Raw genomic sequence first — 15,053 nt, forward strand, 5'->3', positions numbered from 1 at the left:
AGGCAAATCCATTCCCTCGCGCCCCTTCGGACCAGGTCACGCGGACAGCTCCTCGCGCAGCGCGTCCCGCAGCCGCGCCGCCCGCTCGGCCACCTCGACCGGCCCCAGCTCCACCGCGCGGGCGGCCCAGCGCTGCCCCTCGGCCAGCTCGCCCCGGCGCGCGTACACCAGGGCCAGGCGCAGCGCGGCCCGGCCGTGCCCGGCGTCGGCGGCACGGGTCCACCACACGGCCGCCTCGGGCTCGCTGCCCTCGCGGGCCAGCAGCAGCCCCAGGTTGAAGGCGCCGTTGCGGGAACCGGCCTCGGCGGCAGCCCGGTACCAGCGGGCGGCCTCCACCACGTCGCCGCGCGCCGCCGCGAGCATGCCGACCCGCACCTGTGCACGCCGGTGGCCCTGGCCGGCCGCCCGCTCGTACCACTCCTCGCACTCGGTCTTGTGGTGCACGCTCTCGCCCAGCTCGTGCGCGGGCTCCGGCGGACGGCGCGCGTCGAGCACGGTGGCCAGCCGGTACGCGGCCTCCGCGCTGCCGCCGCCCGCCGCGCACCGCAGGTGCCGCTCGGCGGTCTGCTCGTCCCCCTCGCGCAGCCGGGCGATGCCCACCTGGAGGGCGGCCTCGGTGTGCCCGGCGGCGGCCGCCCGCTCGTACCAGCGCACGGCGGCCTCGCTGTCCCGTGCGGTGTCCCGGCCGGCGTGCAGGATGCCGAGGTTGAACGCGGCGTCCACGCTGCCGGCCTCGGCCGCCTTGGAGAACCACGGCTCGGCGCCGCTCGTGTCGCCACCCCGGAGCAGCAGGATGGCCAGCGCGTTCGCCGCCTCCCGATGCCCGGCGTAGGCGGCGCGCCGGTACCACTGCTCGGCCTGGGCGGTGCGGCCCTGCTCGGCGCAGAGCAGCCCGAGGTTGTAGGCGCCGTTGTCGTCCCCGGCGTCCAGCGCGGCCCGGTACCAGCGCTCGGCGGTCTGGGTCTCGCCGCGCTCGGCGTGCAGCGCGCCGAGGGCGTTGGCGGCGTTGCCGTCGCCGTCCTGGGCGGCGCGCAGCCACCACACGGCCGCGCTCTCGCTGTCCCCGGCGTCACGCAGCAGGAAGCCGAGGGCACAGGCGGCACGGGCCTCGCCGTCCTTGGCCGAGGTCAGGTACCAGCGCCCGGCCTCCTTCAGCTCGCCGCGCTTCTCCAGGATGGCGCCGAGGTGCAGCGCGGCCCGACGGTGGCCGCGCGCGGCGGCCTGCCGGTACCACTGCTCGGCCTCGGGGGACGCCTCTTCGGTGCCGGACTCCTCCTCGGGGCCGCCGGGCTCCGGGTCGCTGCGGTCCAGGGACCGGGCGAGGCGGTAGGCCGCCTCGCGGTGACCGCGCTCGGCGGCGGCGCGCATCCAGTACGCGGAGCGGGAGTCGCCCCGGTGCTCCAGCAGGTCGGCGAGGGCGTAGGCGCCGAGCACATGACCCTGCTCGGCGGACTGGCGCAGCCAGTACTCGGCGGCGGGTTCGTCGCCGCGCTCACGGTGGTGACGGCCGAGCGCGTGCGCGGCGGCGGCCGATCCGGCGACGGCGGCGATCCGCCACCAGACGGCGGCCTCGTCGGGGTAGCCGCGCTGGTGCAGCAGCACGCCCAGGTTGTTGGCGGCGGGCCGGTCGCCGGCGGAGGCGGCGGCGCGGAGCTGGGGTTCGGCCGCGTCCAGGTCCCCCCGGCGCAGCAGCATGGCCCCGAGGACACTGGCGGCCTCGGCGTCTCCGGTGCGCGCCGCCATCCCGAGGCGCACCTCCTCGGTGTCCTCGGTGGCCTCCCCCATCTCGTCCTCGTCGCGGGATGGTTCTTCACCCGAAGGCTGCACAAATCGCCCTGTCTCGAACAGAGTTGCCTTGTCCCCCATAACGTCCATCGTCGCACCACCTGCAACCTGGGTACACCCGGTGTACCGCAGCCCGTGAGGTCACTTCAGCGTTTTGTCGACATGCCCACGGAGAGACAAGTCAAACACAGTTGGCCCAACTCCGGGCGGCGGCGCGGCCGATGAGAGTCCCCGGACATGAGTTCGCACATCACGAAGGCCCGGATCTCGATGAGATCCGGGCCTTCGTTTTCAGTAGCGGGGACAGGATTTGAACCTGCGACCTCTGGGTTATGAGCCCAGCGAGCTACCGAGCTGCTCCACCCCGCGCCGTTGTGTTCCAAACACTATCACGGCGCGGGAGCGGGTTCGGTCAGTCGCCGCTGGTCCGGGGCTTGTCCACCTTGGACTGGGCGTCCTCGGCCTTGCGCAGCGCGTCCTGGAGGTCCTTCTGCGCCTTGGCGTACGCATCCCAGTCCGGGCCGGACTTGAGGGCCTCCTGGCCCGCGTCGTACGCCTTCTGGGCGTCCTCCAGCGCCTGGCGGACCGTCGGGCTGGTGGACGCCGGCGGTTCGGTGGTGCCGGTGGACGGCGGCTCGGAGCCCTTGACCCCGAAGACCTTGTCCAGCGCCTCGTCCAGGGTGTCCTCGAAGGCGGTCCGGCCCTCGTAGGTCACCAGCACCTTGCGCAGCAGCGGGTACTTCAGCGTGCCGCCGCGCACGTAGACCGGCTCCGCGTACAGCAGGCCGCCGTCCAGCGGGACGGTGAGCAGGTTGCCGTACTCCACCTGGGAGTGGCCCCGGCTCAGCAGGCTGATCGTCTCCGCGATGGACGGTTCGGAGTTGAACTGGCTCTGCACCTGCTTGGGGCCGTCGACGGTGGTGCTCGTCGGCAGCTTCAGGATTCTGATCTTGCCGTAGTCGCTGGCGCGCGGATCGGAGTCGACGGCCATGAACGCGCTCAGGTTGTCCCGGCCGTTCGGGGTGAAGGTCGTCGTCAGCGAGAAGACCTGCTGCTTCTGGTCCGGCATCTTCATGCTCAGGTAGTACGGCGGGACCGAGTCGCTGGAGTCGTTGGACGGGTCGTTCGGGACCTGCCACACCTCGCTGCCGCTGAGGAAGGTCTGCGCGTTGGTCACGTGGTACCGGGTGAGCAGTTCGCGCTGGACCTTGAACAGGTCCTGCGGGTAGCGCAGATGGGCCATCAGCGCCGGGCTGATGTCCGCGCGGGGCTTCACCGTGTGCGGGAACGCCTTCATCCACGTCTTGAGCACCGGGTCGGCCGCGTCCCACTGGTAGAGCTTGACGTCACCGGTGTACGCGTCGACGGTCGCCTTGACCGAGTTGCGGATGTAGTTGACCTGGTTCTGCTGGGCCACCACCGCGCGGGAGTTGTTGTTCGCGGTCAGCGAGTCGGCCGTGGTGTCCCCGAGCGTGGTGCGCGAGGCGTACGGATAGCCGTTGCTGGTCGTGTAGGCGTCGACGATCCACTGGATGCGCCCGTCGACCACGGCCGGGTAGGCGTCGCCGTCGATGGTCAGCCAGGGCGCGACGGACTCGACACGGTCCTTGGGCGTGCGGTTGTACAGGACGCGCGAGCCCTTGCCGATCGCCCCGGAGTAGAGGATCTGCGGCTCGTTGAACGCCACCGCGTACGCGGCCCGGTTGAGCGGGTTGTCGAGGTTGACGCCGCTCTTGCCCGTGTAGCTGGTGGTCTTCTCGCCCTCGTCGTCGGAGTAGTCGATCTCCTTCTGGGGACCGCCGACGATGGAGTACGTGGTGGTCTTCTCGCCGTAGTAGACCTGCTGCTGGTAGATGCCCAGGTCGCCCTTGGAGGGGAGGTTCTTCTCGGTGAAGACCGGGCGGCCCTTGTCGTCGGACTCGGTGCCCTTGGCGGCGACGACGCCGTAGCCGTGGGTGTAGCGGAAGTGGTCGTTGATCCAGTTGTTCTTCGGGATTCCGGCCAGGTTCAGCTCGCGCAGGCCCAGGACGGTGTCCTGCTCCTTGCCGTCCTTGGTGGTGTACCGGTCGACGTCGAGGTTGGTGGGGAAGCCGTAGTAGTTCCGGATCTGCTGGAGCTGCTGGAACGTGGGCGAGACCACGTTCGGGTCCATGATGCGGATGCTGGCGGTCTGTCCGACCTGGTCGCGCAGCTTGGTCTTGTCGTCGGTCGACGACCGGCCCGAGTACTCGCTGACCTTGGTGTGGTCGATGCCGTACGCCTCGCGGGTCGCCGTGAGGTTCTTCTGGACGTACGGCGCCTCCTTGGCCTGCTCGTTCGGCTGGACCTGGAACTTCTGCACGATGGCCGGGTAGAGGCCGCCGATCAGGACCGCGGAGAGCACCATCAGGCCGAAGCCGATGACGGGGAGCTGCCAGGTGCGCCGCCACAGGGTGGCGAAGAACAGCAGGGCGCAGATGACGGCGATGAAGAACAGGATCGTCTTGGCGGGCAGATAGGCGTTGGCGTCCACATAGCGCAGGCCCGTCCAGTTGCCCGTGGTCTTGAAGTCGCTGGACTTCACCGCGAGGCCGTACCGGTCGAGCCAGTAGGCGATGGCCTTCAGGGACACGAAGATGCCGAGGAGCACCGACAGATGTCCGGTCGCGGCGGAGGAGGCGCGCGAACCGGGGCTGGTGACGCGCAGCCCGCCGTACAGGTAGTGGGTGAGCCCGGCCGCGATCAGCGACAGGATGGCCGTGGCGAAGCCGAAGGCCAGCAGGAAGCGGTACCAGGGCAGGTCGAAGGCGTAGAAGGAGACGTCCCTGTGGAACTGGGGGTCCTTCTGGTGGAACGACACGCCGTTGACCCACATCAGCCAGGTCCGCCACTGGCTCGCCGCGGAGGCGCCAGCGATGAGGCCGACCAGCGCGGTGACGGCGAGCAGCAGCCAGGTCTTGTACGGCGCGATCCCCATCCGGTACCGGTCGAGGCTCTGCTGTTCCATGGACATGGCGCTCAGCGGGGGCCGCAGCCGGTGCGCGAGCCAGATGTTGAAGCCCACCGCGAGGGCCATCAGCACACCGAAGACGAAGAACAGCCCGATCTTCGTCCACAGGGTGGTGGTGAACACCGAGGAGTAGTGCACCGACCGGTACCAGAGCCAGTCGGTCCAGAAGCCGGCGAACATCGTGAAGGCCATCGCGAGGGCGGCCAGGACGCCCAGGGTGACGAGCAGGGTCCTCACCCGCCGGGACGGTCGGCCCGCCCTGATCCGTGGCCCCGTCGGGCCTCCGCCGCGGTCCGGCATCTGGAAAGCCAAGGTGCGCACCTCGAAGTCGCTGTCGATCCGTCAGACCCTCGTGTTCGCGGGCCTCCGGTGGCCCGCTGTGATCGTGGGCCCCCACCTATGCAACTTACTCACGGTTTACTCGGTTCCCGATTTCGGCCGGGAACGAGGCAGGATTGTGACCATGTCCAACACTCCCATGGCGGCGAGCCCGCTCACCCGGGCCGTACTCGAGATCGACGAGTACGCCTCCGGCCTCGGCTGGGACCAGCCGGCCCGCCTCTTCGCCCTCGTCGACACCGCGCGGCTGCGCACCCAGGAACCCTCTCTCGCGGCCCAGTTGGGCCTGGACGAGGAGACCGCGACCACCGGTCTCACCCCGATCGAGCAGGACGAGGTCCCGGCCGACAAGCCGCTCGACGAGTTCCTCGCCACCATCGCCTGGCCGGACGCGGTGGTCGGCTGCGCGCTCACCGTGGAGCGCCTGATGCTGCCCTCGTCCGTCGACACGCAGGTCCCGCAGGGCCTGAGCGACGCCGAGCTGGCCAAGTGGGTGGCCGCCCGCCCGGAGCGGCAGGAGGTGCGGATGACGGTCGCGGTGCTGCGCGACGGCAACCGCGAGTCGGCGCTGCGGCTGCGGGAGAAGGACTCCTCGACCGAGGTCCTGACCGGTCCTGACCTGGTGCCGGGTCTGGCGGAGGCCCTCGCGGCGACGTTCGCCGACTAGCCCACCGATACGTTCCTCATACCGCGACACCGTCATTGCGCGACACCGTCATTGCGACGCGGGGGCGCCCACCGGATCTCCGGGGGCGCCCCCGCGCGCGTGCCGGGTGTCTCTCAGCCCTTGGTGGTGCACTTCGGCAGGTCGGAGGTGCGCCCCTCGCGGATGTCCTCGAGGGCGTCCAGGGCGTCGCCGATCTTCTTCACCTTGACCAGGGTGAGACCGCTCGGGGTGTCCTTGGCGGCGGAGGCGCAGTTGTCGGCGGGGGTCAGGAAGTACTGGGCGCCCTTGTCGCGCGCGCCGACCGTCTTCATCTCGATGCCGCCGATGGGGCCGACCGTGCCGTCGTCGTCGATGGTGCCGGTGCCCGCGATGAACTTGCCGCCGGTGAGGCTGCCGGGGGTGAGCTTGTCGTAGATACCGAGCGCGAACATCAGTCCGGCGCTGGGGCCGCCCACGTCGGCGAGCTTGATGTCGACGGTGAACGGGAAGGTGTGGTCGGTCCCGGCGGAGATCCCGACGATGGCCCGGCGGGCGCCCTTGTCGTCGGAGCCGGTGGTCGTGATCGTCACGTCCTGGGTCCGGGTCGCCGTCCTGTGCGCCTTCTCGGCGGCCGCCTGCTCCTTGGCGGGGACGACGGTGAAGACCACCTTCTGCCCCGGCTCGTGCTTCGTCACCAGCTTGGCCACGTCCGAGGGCTGCTTGACCCGCGTGCCGTCCACGGCCTTGATCACGTCGCCCGCGTGCAGCCTGCCCTCGGCCGGGGAGTCCTTGATCACCGTGGAGACGATCACCCAGGACGTCACCGGGATGTGCAGCTCGTCCAGGGCGGCGACCTTGGCGCTCTCCTGGGACTGGCTGAACTCCTCGGCGTTCTCCTGGGTGGACTGCTCCTCGGTCTTGCCGTCCGGGTAGAGCGTGTCGTGCGGGACGACCTTGGTGTCGTGGGCCAGCCAGCCGTAGACGGCCTCGACCAGGTTCATCCGGAAGTCCGCGCTGGTCACCCGGACGGTGGTCATGTTCAGGTGGCCGTCGGCCGGATAGGTGCGGTGGCCCGAGACCTGCAGGACCGGTTCGCCGTCGTGCTCCCCGAGCGTGTTCACGGTCGGCCCCGGCGACATCTCCGCGTACGGCACGGGGATGAGCACTCCCGCGCAGAGCAGCGCGATCAGCATCAGGGTGGACGCGAGCATCGTCGCGGTACGGCGTGGCATGGCACGACAGTACGGGACACGTGTGTCAGCACCCCGTCAGGGCACCCCCGTCAGGCGCCGGGGGCACCCGTGCTGGACTTCTCCATCGCCTCGCGGAACCGTGCGTAGCCGTCGAGCTCGGGCCCGTCGCCTCGGGTTCTGCGGGTCCGGTTGGCCCAGCTTCCCCAGAGACCGGCCGCGATCGCGGCGATAAGCGGAATCAGCAACCAGACGAGCACCGCCATGCCGACCTCCCAACCCCATGAGCGTCCGCGGAACCTACTGATCAGCAGATTAACCACTCGCACGGACAACGCTCACGCCCGGGGGGCGGTTACGCAACCGGAGCACTCGATGGGCCGTACGTCACCGGCGGCCCGTCTTCGTCAGCAGGCGCCGACCCATTCCTCGGTGCCGTCGGAGAAGCGCTGGTGCTTCCAGACCGGCACCTCGTGCTTGATGTCGTCGATCAGCTTGCGGCAGGCCTCGAACGCCTCGGCCCGGTGCGGGCACGACACGCCGACGACGACGGCGAGGTCACCGACGGCCAGGTCACCCACCCGGTGGACGGCCGCCAGGGCCCGCACCGGGTACTCCGCGACGACCTTCTCCGCGACCCGCCGCATCTCGTCGGCGGCGGAGGGGTGGCAGGAGTAGCCGAGGGCGTCGACGTCCGCACCCCCGTCGTGGTTGCGCACGGTGCCCACGAACAGCGAGATGCCGCCCGCCGCCTCGTCCCCGAGGGCGGCGAACACCTCGTCCACCGAGAGCGGCGTGTCCCGGATGCCGATCAGCTTGATGGGGCTGGGAGCCGCCTGCTCACCGGGGTGTTCGTTCGTGAGTGCCATGTCTCCATGGTGCCGCACGTCGCGGAGGAGGGGGAATGCGACGCTCGGCCGCCCTGGATGGCGACGCTCGGCCGCCCTAGATCCTGCGCCGTGCCTTGCGGGCCCGGCGTACCACCGCCGCCGCGCCCAGCAGGGCCACGGTCGCGCCCGCCGCGCCGGCCGCCGTGGCGTCCTTGCGGCCGAGCCTGCGTCCGGCGACGGTGTGCCGGCCGGAGACCTCCGCCAGCAGTTCCGCGAGCACTTCCTCGTTCGTCCAGCGCGGCCGCCACCCGGCCGAGTGCAGCCTGCTGCCGCTGACCACCCAGGGGTACATCGTGTACGCCAGGTCGCCCGCCGGGGAGGGGGTGAGCCCGATCCGGTGCAGCCGGGCGGCGGCGCCGAGGGCGACCGCGGAGGGCAGCTCCATGCGCCGGATGCCGCTCAGCTCCTCCACCTCCTCCTGCTCCAGCCAGCCGTCGCAGCCGACGGCGAGTTCCCCGTCGACCTTCTCCAGCACGGCGTACTCCAGCGCCGTGCACAGGTCGTCGACGTGGCAGAACTGCCAGGCGGGCCGGGAGTCGGCGACCACGAGCAGCCGGGGCGACTCGAAGTACCTGGTCAGCGCGGTGTCCGTACCGCCGACCAGCAGCGCGGGGCGCACCACGGTGACGTTGAGACCAGGGTGCGCGCGGGGCGCGCGGCGGGCCAGGCGCTCGATCTCCAGCAGGTCGGCGACCCCGGTGGCGTCGGCGGTCGCGCGCAGCTCGGCGTCCTCCGACAGCGGCAGCTCGTTGTCCGGCAGCGCCCCGTACACCATGGCGGAGGTGCACAGCACGACCCGGTGCACCCCGGCGGCCGCCGCGGCGGTCAGCACGGTCTGGGTACCGCGCACGTTGTAGGCGGTGCGGGCGGCCGCGTCGCTGCCCAGGTCGAGGTCGAGCGCCAGGTGCACGACCACGTCGGCGCCGCGCAGCTTCTCCGCGATCGCCGGGTCGCGCACGTCGAGGATGTGCCAGCGCGCCTCGGCGCATTCCCCGCGCCGTTCGTCGATGGCGACGACCTGCCTGATCTCCTCCGACGCCGCGAGCCGCTCGGTGAGCAGCGCGCCGATCCCGGTGGCGGCGCCGGTGACCGCGACGACGGGCCCGCGCACCGCGGGCGAGGGGGATGAGGGCGGAGATGAGGGGTTTCGCGCTGCGCGAACCTGCGGATCTGGGGAACTCACCGGGCGTCTCCAGCGGTTGTCTTCAGTACGAGCGCGGACGACGCGCCCGTACCAGGTGCATCCATCCTGCCGCAGCCCATCTGTGGGCGAAGCACCGAGGCCCTATCCGGTCCGGGTGTCTACGCTGGGTGGTGAAGTCGGGCAGCCGCGCCGCCGGAGAGAACCGGTGGCCTTACCAGCCGAGGAACCCCGTGAGTGACACCCCATTCGGATTCGGCCTTCCGCCGGAGGAGCCGGACGACGGCGACGAGGGCAAGAAGAAGGACCAGCAGAGCGGCGGTGGGCAGGGACCGGACCCGTTCGGTTTCGGTGGTCTGCCGGGAGCCGGCGGCTTTGGCGGCCCCGGCGCCGACAACCCGCTCGCCGCGATGTTCGGCTCCCTGAACCCGGGCGACCTGGGCGCCGCGTTCCAGCAGCTCGGCCAGATGCTCTCCTACGAGGGCGGCCCGGTGAACTGGGACATGGCCAAGCAGATCGCCCGCCAGACGGTCGCCCAGGGCACCCAGGACGGTGTCAAGGACGCGAGTGTCGGCCCCTCCGAGCGCTCCGCGGTCCAGGAGGCCGTGCGCCTGGCCGACCTGTGGCTGGACGACGCGACCTCGCTGCCCTCCGGTGCGAACACGGCCGTGGCCTGGTCGCGCGCGGAGTGGGTCGAGGCCACACTCCCGGCCTGGAAGGAACTGGTCGACCCGGTCGCCGAGCGGGTCGGCGCGGCCATGGGCGATGTCCTGCCGGAGGAGATGCAGGCCATGGCGGGCCCGCTGATCGGCATGATGCGCTCGATGGGCGGCGCCATGTTCGGCACCCAGATCGGGCAGGCGGTCGGCGTGCTCGCGGGCGAGGTCGTCGGTTCGAGCGACATCGGCCTGCCGCTGGGCCCGGCGGGCAAGGCGGCGCTCCTCCCGGTCAACATGGAGGCGTTCGGCAAGGACCTGGGCGTCGCCATGGACGAGGTGCGGCTGTACCTCGCCCTGCGTGAGGCGGCCCACCAGCGGCTGTTCGCACACGTCCCGTGGCTGCGCTCGCACCTGTTCGGCGCGGTCGAGGGGTACGCGCGCGGCATCAAGGTCGACACCGCCAAGCTGGAGGACGTGGTCGGCCAGTTCGACCCGCAGAACCCCGAGCAGCTTCAGGACGCGCTGCAGCAGGGCATGTTCCAGCCCGAGGACACGCCCGAGCAGAAGGCTGCCCTGGCCCGGCTGGAGACGGCGCTCGCGCTGGTCGAGGGCTGGGTGGACGCGGTGGTCCACGCGGCCGCGAAGCCTCGACTGACCTCCGCCGACGCGCTGCGCGAGACGCTGCGCCGCCGTCGCGCGAGCGGCGGTCCGGCGGAGCAGACGTTCGCCACGCTGATCGGTCTGGAGCTGCGCCCGCGCCGCCTGCGCGACGCCTCCCGTCTGTGGGCCTCGCTCACGGACGCGCGCGGGGTCGACGGCCGGGACGCGCTGTGGCACCACCCGGACATGCTGCCGACGGCCACCGACCTGGACGACCCGGACGGCTTCGTCCACCGCGAGCAGATGGACTTCTCCGAGCTGGACAAGATGCTCGGCGAGGCGGCGGGCGGCGCGCAGAAGCCCGACCTGAAGAAGGACGAGGGCGACGGCAAGGGCGAGAGCAAGGGCGACGAGACCGAGTGAGCCTGTACGACGACGCGGTCCTCGTGCTCAAGGGCTACGAGGACCAGCCCGAGCTGCGTGACGCCTACCTCGCCCACCTGGCCGCGCATCCGGACGGCATGTGGAAGTCCTGCCACGCGGGGCATCTGACTGCCAGCGCCCTGGTCATCGACCCGGAGCACGGCCGTGTGCTGCTCACCCTGCACAGGAAGCTGCGGATGTGGCTCCAGATGGGCGGCCACTGCGAGCCTGGCGACACCTCCGTGGCGGCCGCGGCCCTGCGCGAGGCGACGGAGGAGTCCGGCATCGCCGGCCTGACGCTGCTGCCCGGGGGCCCGGTCCGCCTGGACCGGCACCCGATCCCGGCACCGTGCCACTGGCACCACGACGTGCAGTACGCGGTCCTGGCCCCACGCGGCGCCGAGCACGCGATCAGCGACGAGTCGCTGGACCTGCGCTGGTTCGGCTACGACGAGGTCGCCGACGTGGCGGACGACTCGGTCGTCCGCCTGCTGGAGGCCACGCGCGCCCGGCTCTGAACCCGGCCGGCCGTGAACGGATGAGGGGCGCCCGCCGATGCGGGCGCCCCTCACGTTCGTTCGGCCGTCTTAGGCGCTGACGCGGTCAGCTCCAGACGTTGCCCTGGTTCTGCCCACGCGCGCCCTGCTGGCCCATGCCGAACTGGGCCGCGACACCGCCGCCGATCTGCGCGTGCTGCGGCGGCAGCAGCTCGCTGGGCTGCACCAGGGCGAAGCCGGAGCCCATGAAGCTCAGCTCCCAGCCCTCACCGGTGTTGCCGCGCCGCCGCCAGATCCCGGAGGAGTGGGTCTGGGCCTGCATCTGCACCCGCAGCGAGGTGGACCAGGCGACGATGGCGTCCGCGTCGCAGTTGACGTACCGGTCCGGTGTGACCTGCATCAGCAGGGGCGCGCCGGAGGTCATCAGGGCGACCTTGCCGCGTCCGGTGATGTTGAGCTGGTACTTCCCGGAGCCGGAGATGCCGTAGAGGCTGTCCACGGCGATGACCTCGTGGTGCAGCGTGGAGTCCATGGCGAGGACGTAGGAGCTGTCGACCGTCAGGCCGTCCTGCTCGACGTCCAGGAGGTGGACGTGCTGGGCGAGGTTGGCGAGGTAGACGGTGCCCTGGCCGTGGCAGCGCATCAGGTCCAGGCCCTCGCCGGTGTGGGCCCGCGCCCGGCGCTGGCCCTGGCCCCGGTGCTCGGCGTCGAACTCGACCATGCCCTGGTAGGCGACCATGGTGCCCTTGCGGGCGAGCAGGTCGTCGTGGCCCTCCAGGGTGACGCGGAGCATCTGCGCGTTCTGCAGGCTCCAGCGCTCCTGGGTCTGGATGTCGTTGTGCGCGAAAAGCGGGCTCTGCATGGTGTCTTGCTCCCCCTCAGCCCCGGAACCGGAGGCGGTCGGTGCTGTCCTCGCTGGGCTGGACGACGACGATGCCCTGTCCGGAGAAGGCCATCTGGTACGCCTCGCCGCTGCCCCGGCCGATCAGTGACTGCGCCTTGAAGCTGCGCTTGCCCTTCACCTTGAGGTTCGGGGACCACGCCACCAGAGCGTCCGGGTCGACGTAGGTCTCGTCCTCGCCGCCGCCGCAGTCCACGACGATCGGGGTGCCGCGCGAGGTCAGCGCGACCCAGCCCTGCCCGGAGATCCGGGTGTTCCACAGGCCCTGCCCGGCGAACTTGGCGAGCCCCTTGACCCGCTCCACGCCCCAGGTGAGGCCGGCGTCGAAGGCGAGCAGGTTGGTGGCGTTGACGGAGATGCCGTCGCCGGCGAGGTTGATCACCACCACGTCGGCGCCGTAGTCGGCGAGGTAGAGCAGTCCGTCGCCGGAGCACTTCATCAGCGGGGCGCCCTCGCCGGTCATCCAGTCGCGGGCGATCTGGCGCACGGCGGGCGGGTTGGGCTCGTACTGGATGAAGCCCTCGTAGGCGACCATCGAGCCCACGCGCGCGAGGAGGTCGTTGCCGGTCTGCATGGCGACCTTCAGCATGTGGCTGCCGTGGTTCTCCATGCGGGCGGTGACGGGTGCGGGGGCGAAGCCCGCGAGCGGCTGGTTCATGACGGGCTCCCTCAGACCTCGTACGGCTGGACGACGATGAAGTTGCCGGGGGCGCCCCGGAACTGGAGGTTCACGCTCTCTCCCGTGTCGCCCGCGTAGGCGTTGCGGCGCATCCGGACCTGGCTGGAGACGATCACCTGCGAGGCGGCCGACCAGGCGACGACCGCGTGGCAGTCGGCGAAGGTCGTGGGGGTCACGGGCAGCACGACGGGCGTGCCGTGGGTCTTGACGACGAGCGTGCCGGTGCCCTGGAACTGCATGGTGAACAGCGCGCCGCCGGGGATGCCGTGGCCCTCGATACGGCGGACCTCGTACTGGAGGCTCTCGTCGAAGGCGAGGACGTTCTCGGCGGAGACGCAGATCGCGTCGCCTTGGAGCTCGATCGGGTGGAGGTGGGTGGATTCGTCGGCGAGGAAGACCTGGCCCTGGCCGGTGCAGCGCATCAACTGCATCTCCTGGCCGGTGGCGTTGCCCGCGAGCCGTCCGGCGAATCCGGCGCCCTTGTAGTTGAAGTCGACCTTGCCCTGGTAGAGCACCATGCTGCCCTGACGGGCCAGCACCGGCTGGCCGCCGGCGCCGAGGTCGACGCGGATCAGCTTCTGGTTCTGCTGGGTCCAGCGCTGCCCCGTGGGCGCCTCCTTGAACTTCTGGAGCGCGGCACCCACTCCGGCCGCTCCCTGGGGCGCGCCCTGGGGGACGCCGTAGGAGGCGGTGGCCTGGCCGGGGACCTGGGCGTGGCCCGACGGCATGGGGGCGGCGGGCGGGCCGCCGTGGGAGGGCGGGGTGCCGTAGCCGGGCGGCATCGGCGCTGCCGGGGGCTGGCCGGGGGCCTGGCCGTAGCCCGGCGGCAGGGGTGCGCTCGGCGGGGCGGCGGGTGCCGGGGCCGGCGGCGGGACGGTGCCGGCGGCCGGGGTCAGGGGTTCGACCAGGGTGGGCGCCGCGTGCACGTCGGGCCGGGGCGCCGCGGGCGGGGTGAACGCCTGGGGCGCGGAGGGCGTGGCCGGTCCGGAGGGCACGGCGAAGGCGGGCGGGGCGAAACCGGGGGCGGCGGGCTCCGGCTGGGCCGGCGCGGGCGCCTCCTCCTCGGCCACCTCTCCGCCGAAGTTCCTCAGCAGCGCCTCGAGACCGCCGTCGAAGCCCTGTCCGACCGCGGCGAAGCGCCACACGTCCTTGAGATAGAGGTCGCCGAGCATGACGGCCCGCTCGGTGGTGAACTCGGCGCCGGTGAAGGCGTACCGCGCCACCTCCTCGCCACCCGCGACGATACGCAGATAGCCGGGTGCGATCTTGGACATCTGCCCGTCACCGTCGATGGTCGCGGTGAACGACAGCTTGTGGATCTGCGGCGGGATCCGGTCCAGCGTGACCCGGAACGACTCGGTGTCGCCGGCCTGCGCGCCCAGCAACTGGATGGATTCCTCGGGGGACTTCGGCTGGTTGAAGAAGACGAAGTACCGGTCGTCGGAGAGGCGTTCGTCGGCGTCGAGGCCGAAGCAACTGATGTCGAAGCTCAGTCCGGGGGCGGAGATCTGCACGCCCACGTACAGATCCGTACCCGCGGTGAGGTCACTGATCCGGGCCTTGTGGCCGCGTTGGAATTCCCTGGACATGCGTTACGTCCGTCCCCCGTCCCGAAAGCAGTTGCGTCGCGTCAGGCTAACCGCAAATACCGACATCGGTCTCAGCCGGTACACACCCGGTACAGAACCGCGTCCCGGCTCTCACACCTCCTCGTCGTCCGTGTCCTCGGGCAGCCGTGCGGCGGCGGCCACGCCCTCCAGATAGCCGCGGGCCCGCTCGGTGCGCGGGTACGACTCCAACAGCCGCCAGAAATCCGGGCCGTGACCGGGCACCAGCAGATGGGCCAGCTCGTGGCAGAGCACGTAGTCGACGACGTACTCGGGCATCACCCGCAGCCGGTGCGAGAGCCGGATCGTGCCCTCCGCCGGGGTGCACGATCCCCAGCGGGTGTTCTGGTTGGTCACCCAGCGCACCGAGCCGGGCTTGGCCCGGCCCTCGAAGTACCGCTGCGACAGCCGCTCGGCGCGCTCGGTCAGCGCGGCGTCACCGCCGGGCGCGGTCCGCCTGGCCTCCTTGGCGGCGAGCCGGTCGAGCATGGCGGTGACCCACCGCTGTTCCTCCGCCTTCGACATGCGGGCGGGGATCAGCACGATGGTGCGGTCGCCCTCGCGGTACGCGGAGACGGTCCGGCGGCGCCGGTCGCTGCGCCGGACCTCGACGGGGCCGTGTGCGGTGGGCTGCTGCTGTTCGGTGGGTTCGATGGGCACGTTCCGAAAGTACCCGTCCGCGCCGACAACGGGCCGGACCTGTGGAC

General features: G+C 71.4%; 13 protein-coding genes and 1 tRNA gene. 3 read left to right on the forward strand and 11 right to left on the reverse strand.

All coding sequences use genetic code 11. The features are described from left to right. Nucleotides 1-36: 36 nt before the first annotated feature. The 3 genes from HEK131_RS25470 to HEK131_RS25485 all read right to left on the reverse strand — a co-directional run bounded on the left by HEK131_RS25470 (nucleotide 37) and on the right by HEK131_RS25485 (nucleotide 5,074). Nucleotides 37-1,875: a tetratricopeptide repeat protein gene (locus tag HEK131_RS25470; RefSeq protein ID WP_279614275.1), complete on the reverse strand. Its 1,839-nt coding sequence runs from the start codon at nucleotides 1,873-1,875 to the stop codon at nucleotides 37-39. A 205-nt stretch (nucleotides 1,876-2,080) separates the two neighbouring features. Next, nucleotides 2,081-2,154: transfer RNA gene (locus HEK131_RS25480), tRNA-Met, on the reverse strand. A gap of 43 nt (nucleotides 2,155-2,197) precedes the next feature. Then, on the reverse strand, nucleotides 2,198-5,074 hold the full coding sequence (locus HEK131_RS25485) for a UPF0182 family membrane protein (protein WP_244452143.1): 2,877 nt from the start codon (nucleotides 5,072-5,074) through the stop codon (nucleotides 2,198-2,200). A 163-nt stretch (nucleotides 5,075-5,237) separates the two neighbouring features. On the opposite strand from HEK131_RS25485, the gene HEK131_RS25490 reads away from it, so the two are divergent. Beyond that, nucleotides 5,238-5,780, forward strand: coding sequence for a PPA1309 family protein (locus HEK131_RS25490; protein ID WP_202494841.1), 543 nt, complete (start codon nucleotides 5,238-5,240; stop codon nucleotides 5,778-5,780). A gap of 113 nt (nucleotides 5,781-5,893) precedes the next feature. Here the strand turns inward: HEK131_RS25490 and HEK131_RS25495 are convergent, their stop codons facing one another. From HEK131_RS25495 to HEK131_RS25510, 4 genes are all read right to left on the reverse strand, one after another. Beyond that, nucleotides 5,894-6,991: a YlbL family protein gene (locus HEK131_RS25495; protein WP_217463086.1), complete on the reverse strand. Its 1,098-nt coding sequence runs from the start codon at nucleotides 6,989-6,991 to the stop codon at nucleotides 5,894-5,896. A 50-nt stretch (nucleotides 6,992-7,041) separates the two neighbouring features. After that, the gene (locus tag HEK131_RS25500) at nucleotides 7,042-7,215 is read right to left on the reverse strand and encodes a hypothetical protein (protein WP_217463085.1); all 174 of its coding nucleotides are present in this window, start codon (nucleotides 7,213-7,215) and stop codon (nucleotides 7,042-7,044) included. A gap of 141 nt (nucleotides 7,216-7,356) precedes the next feature. Beyond that, nucleotides 7,357-7,818: a molybdenum cofactor biosynthesis protein MoaE gene (locus HEK131_RS25505; RefSeq protein WP_217463084.1), complete on the reverse strand. Its 462-nt coding sequence runs from the start codon at nucleotides 7,816-7,818 to the stop codon at nucleotides 7,357-7,359. Nucleotides 7,819-7,894: 76 nt separating this feature from the next. Beyond that, nucleotides 7,895-9,022, reverse strand: coding sequence for an SDR family oxidoreductase (locus HEK131_RS25510; RefSeq protein ID WP_217463083.1), 1,128 nt, complete (start codon nucleotides 9,020-9,022; stop codon nucleotides 7,895-7,897). 191 nt (nucleotides 9,023-9,213) lie between these two features. Between HEK131_RS25510 and HEK131_RS25515 the strand changes: the two genes are divergently transcribed. Together HEK131_RS25515 and HEK131_RS25520 are read left to right on the forward strand one after the other, a co-directional pair. Beyond that, nucleotides 9,214-10,662: a zinc-dependent metalloprotease gene (locus HEK131_RS25515; RefSeq protein WP_217463082.1), complete on the forward strand. Its 1,449-nt coding sequence runs from the start codon at nucleotides 9,214-9,216 to the stop codon at nucleotides 10,660-10,662. Beyond that, a complete protein-coding gene (locus HEK131_RS25520) occupies nucleotides 10,659-11,180 on the forward strand; it encodes an NUDIX hydrolase (RefSeq protein WP_244337148.1) in 522 nt (173 codons plus the stop codon). Before HEK131_RS25515 ends, HEK131_RS25520 begins: the two co-directional genes overlap by 4 nt. A gap of 85 nt (nucleotides 11,181-11,265) precedes the next feature. Here HEK131_RS25520 and HEK131_RS25525 read toward each other — a convergent pair whose 3' ends face one another. The 4 genes from HEK131_RS25525 to HEK131_RS25540 all read right to left on the reverse strand — a co-directional run bounded on the left by HEK131_RS25525 (nucleotide 11,266) and on the right by HEK131_RS25540 (nucleotide 15,006). Then, entirely contained in the window at nucleotides 11,266-12,021 is a 756-nt protein-coding gene (locus tag HEK131_RS25525; protein WP_217463080.1) for an AIM24 family protein, read from the reverse strand. 16 nt (nucleotides 12,022-12,037) lie between these two features. Further along, on the reverse strand, nucleotides 12,038-12,718 hold the full coding sequence (locus tag HEK131_RS25530) for an AIM24 family protein (protein WP_161146972.1): 681 nt from the start codon (nucleotides 12,716-12,718) through the stop codon (nucleotides 12,038-12,040). Nucleotides 12,719-12,729: 11 nt separating this feature from the next. Then, nucleotides 12,730-14,328, reverse strand: a complete 1,599-nt coding sequence (locus HEK131_RS25535) for a TerD family protein (protein ID WP_244337149.1) — start codon at nucleotides 14,326-14,328, stop codon at nucleotides 12,730-12,732. A 111-nt stretch (nucleotides 14,329-14,439) separates the two neighbouring features. Beyond that, a complete protein-coding gene (locus HEK131_RS25540) occupies nucleotides 14,440-15,006 on the reverse strand; it encodes a M48 metallopeptidase family protein (RefSeq protein ID WP_244337150.1) in 567 nt (188 codons plus the stop codon). Nucleotides 15,007-15,053 lie beyond the last annotated feature (47 nt).

The sequence above is a fragment of the Streptomyces seoulensis genome (genome assembly GCF_022846655.1).
Lineage (GTDB): Bacteria > Actinomycetota > Actinomycetes > Streptomycetales > Streptomycetaceae > Streptomyces.

What these genes read in the sequence shown, in the direction of transcription:
- HEK131_RS25470 (WP_279614275.1), bottom strand. Translation starts at nt 1,875, where the DNA reads ATGGACGTTATGGGGGACAAGGCAACTCTGTTCGAGACAGGGCGATTT.
- HEK131_RS25485 (WP_244452143.1), bottom strand. Translation starts at nt 5,074, where the DNA reads ATGCCGGACCGCGGCGGAGGCCCGACGGGGCCACGGATCAGGGCGGGC.
- HEK131_RS25490 (WP_202494841.1), top strand. Translation starts at nt 5,238, where the DNA reads ATGTCCAACACTCCCATGGCGGCGAGCCCGCTCACCCGGGCCGTACTC.
- HEK131_RS25495 (WP_217463086.1), bottom strand. Translation starts at nt 6,991, where the DNA reads ATGCCACGCCGTACCGCGACGATGCTCGCGTCCACCCTGATGCTGATC.
- HEK131_RS25500 (WP_217463085.1), bottom strand. Translation starts at nt 7,215, where the DNA reads ATGGCGGTGCTCGTCTGGTTGCTGATTCCGCTTATCGCCGCGATCGCG.
- HEK131_RS25505 (WP_217463084.1), bottom strand. Translation starts at nt 7,818, where the DNA reads ATGGCACTCACGAACGAACACCCCGGTGAGCAGGCGGCTCCCAGCCCC.
- HEK131_RS25525 (WP_217463080.1), bottom strand. Translation starts at nt 12,021, where the DNA reads ATGCAGAGCCCGCTTTTCGCGCACAACGACATCCAGACCCAGGAGCGC.
- HEK131_RS25530 (WP_161146972.1), bottom strand. Translation starts at nt 12,718, where the DNA reads ATGAACCAGCCGCTCGCGGGCTTCGCCCCCGCACCCGTCACCGCCCGC.
- HEK131_RS25535 (WP_244337149.1), bottom strand. Translation starts at nt 14,328, where the DNA reads ATGTCCAGGGAATTCCAACGCGGCCACAAGGCCCGGATCAGTGACCTC.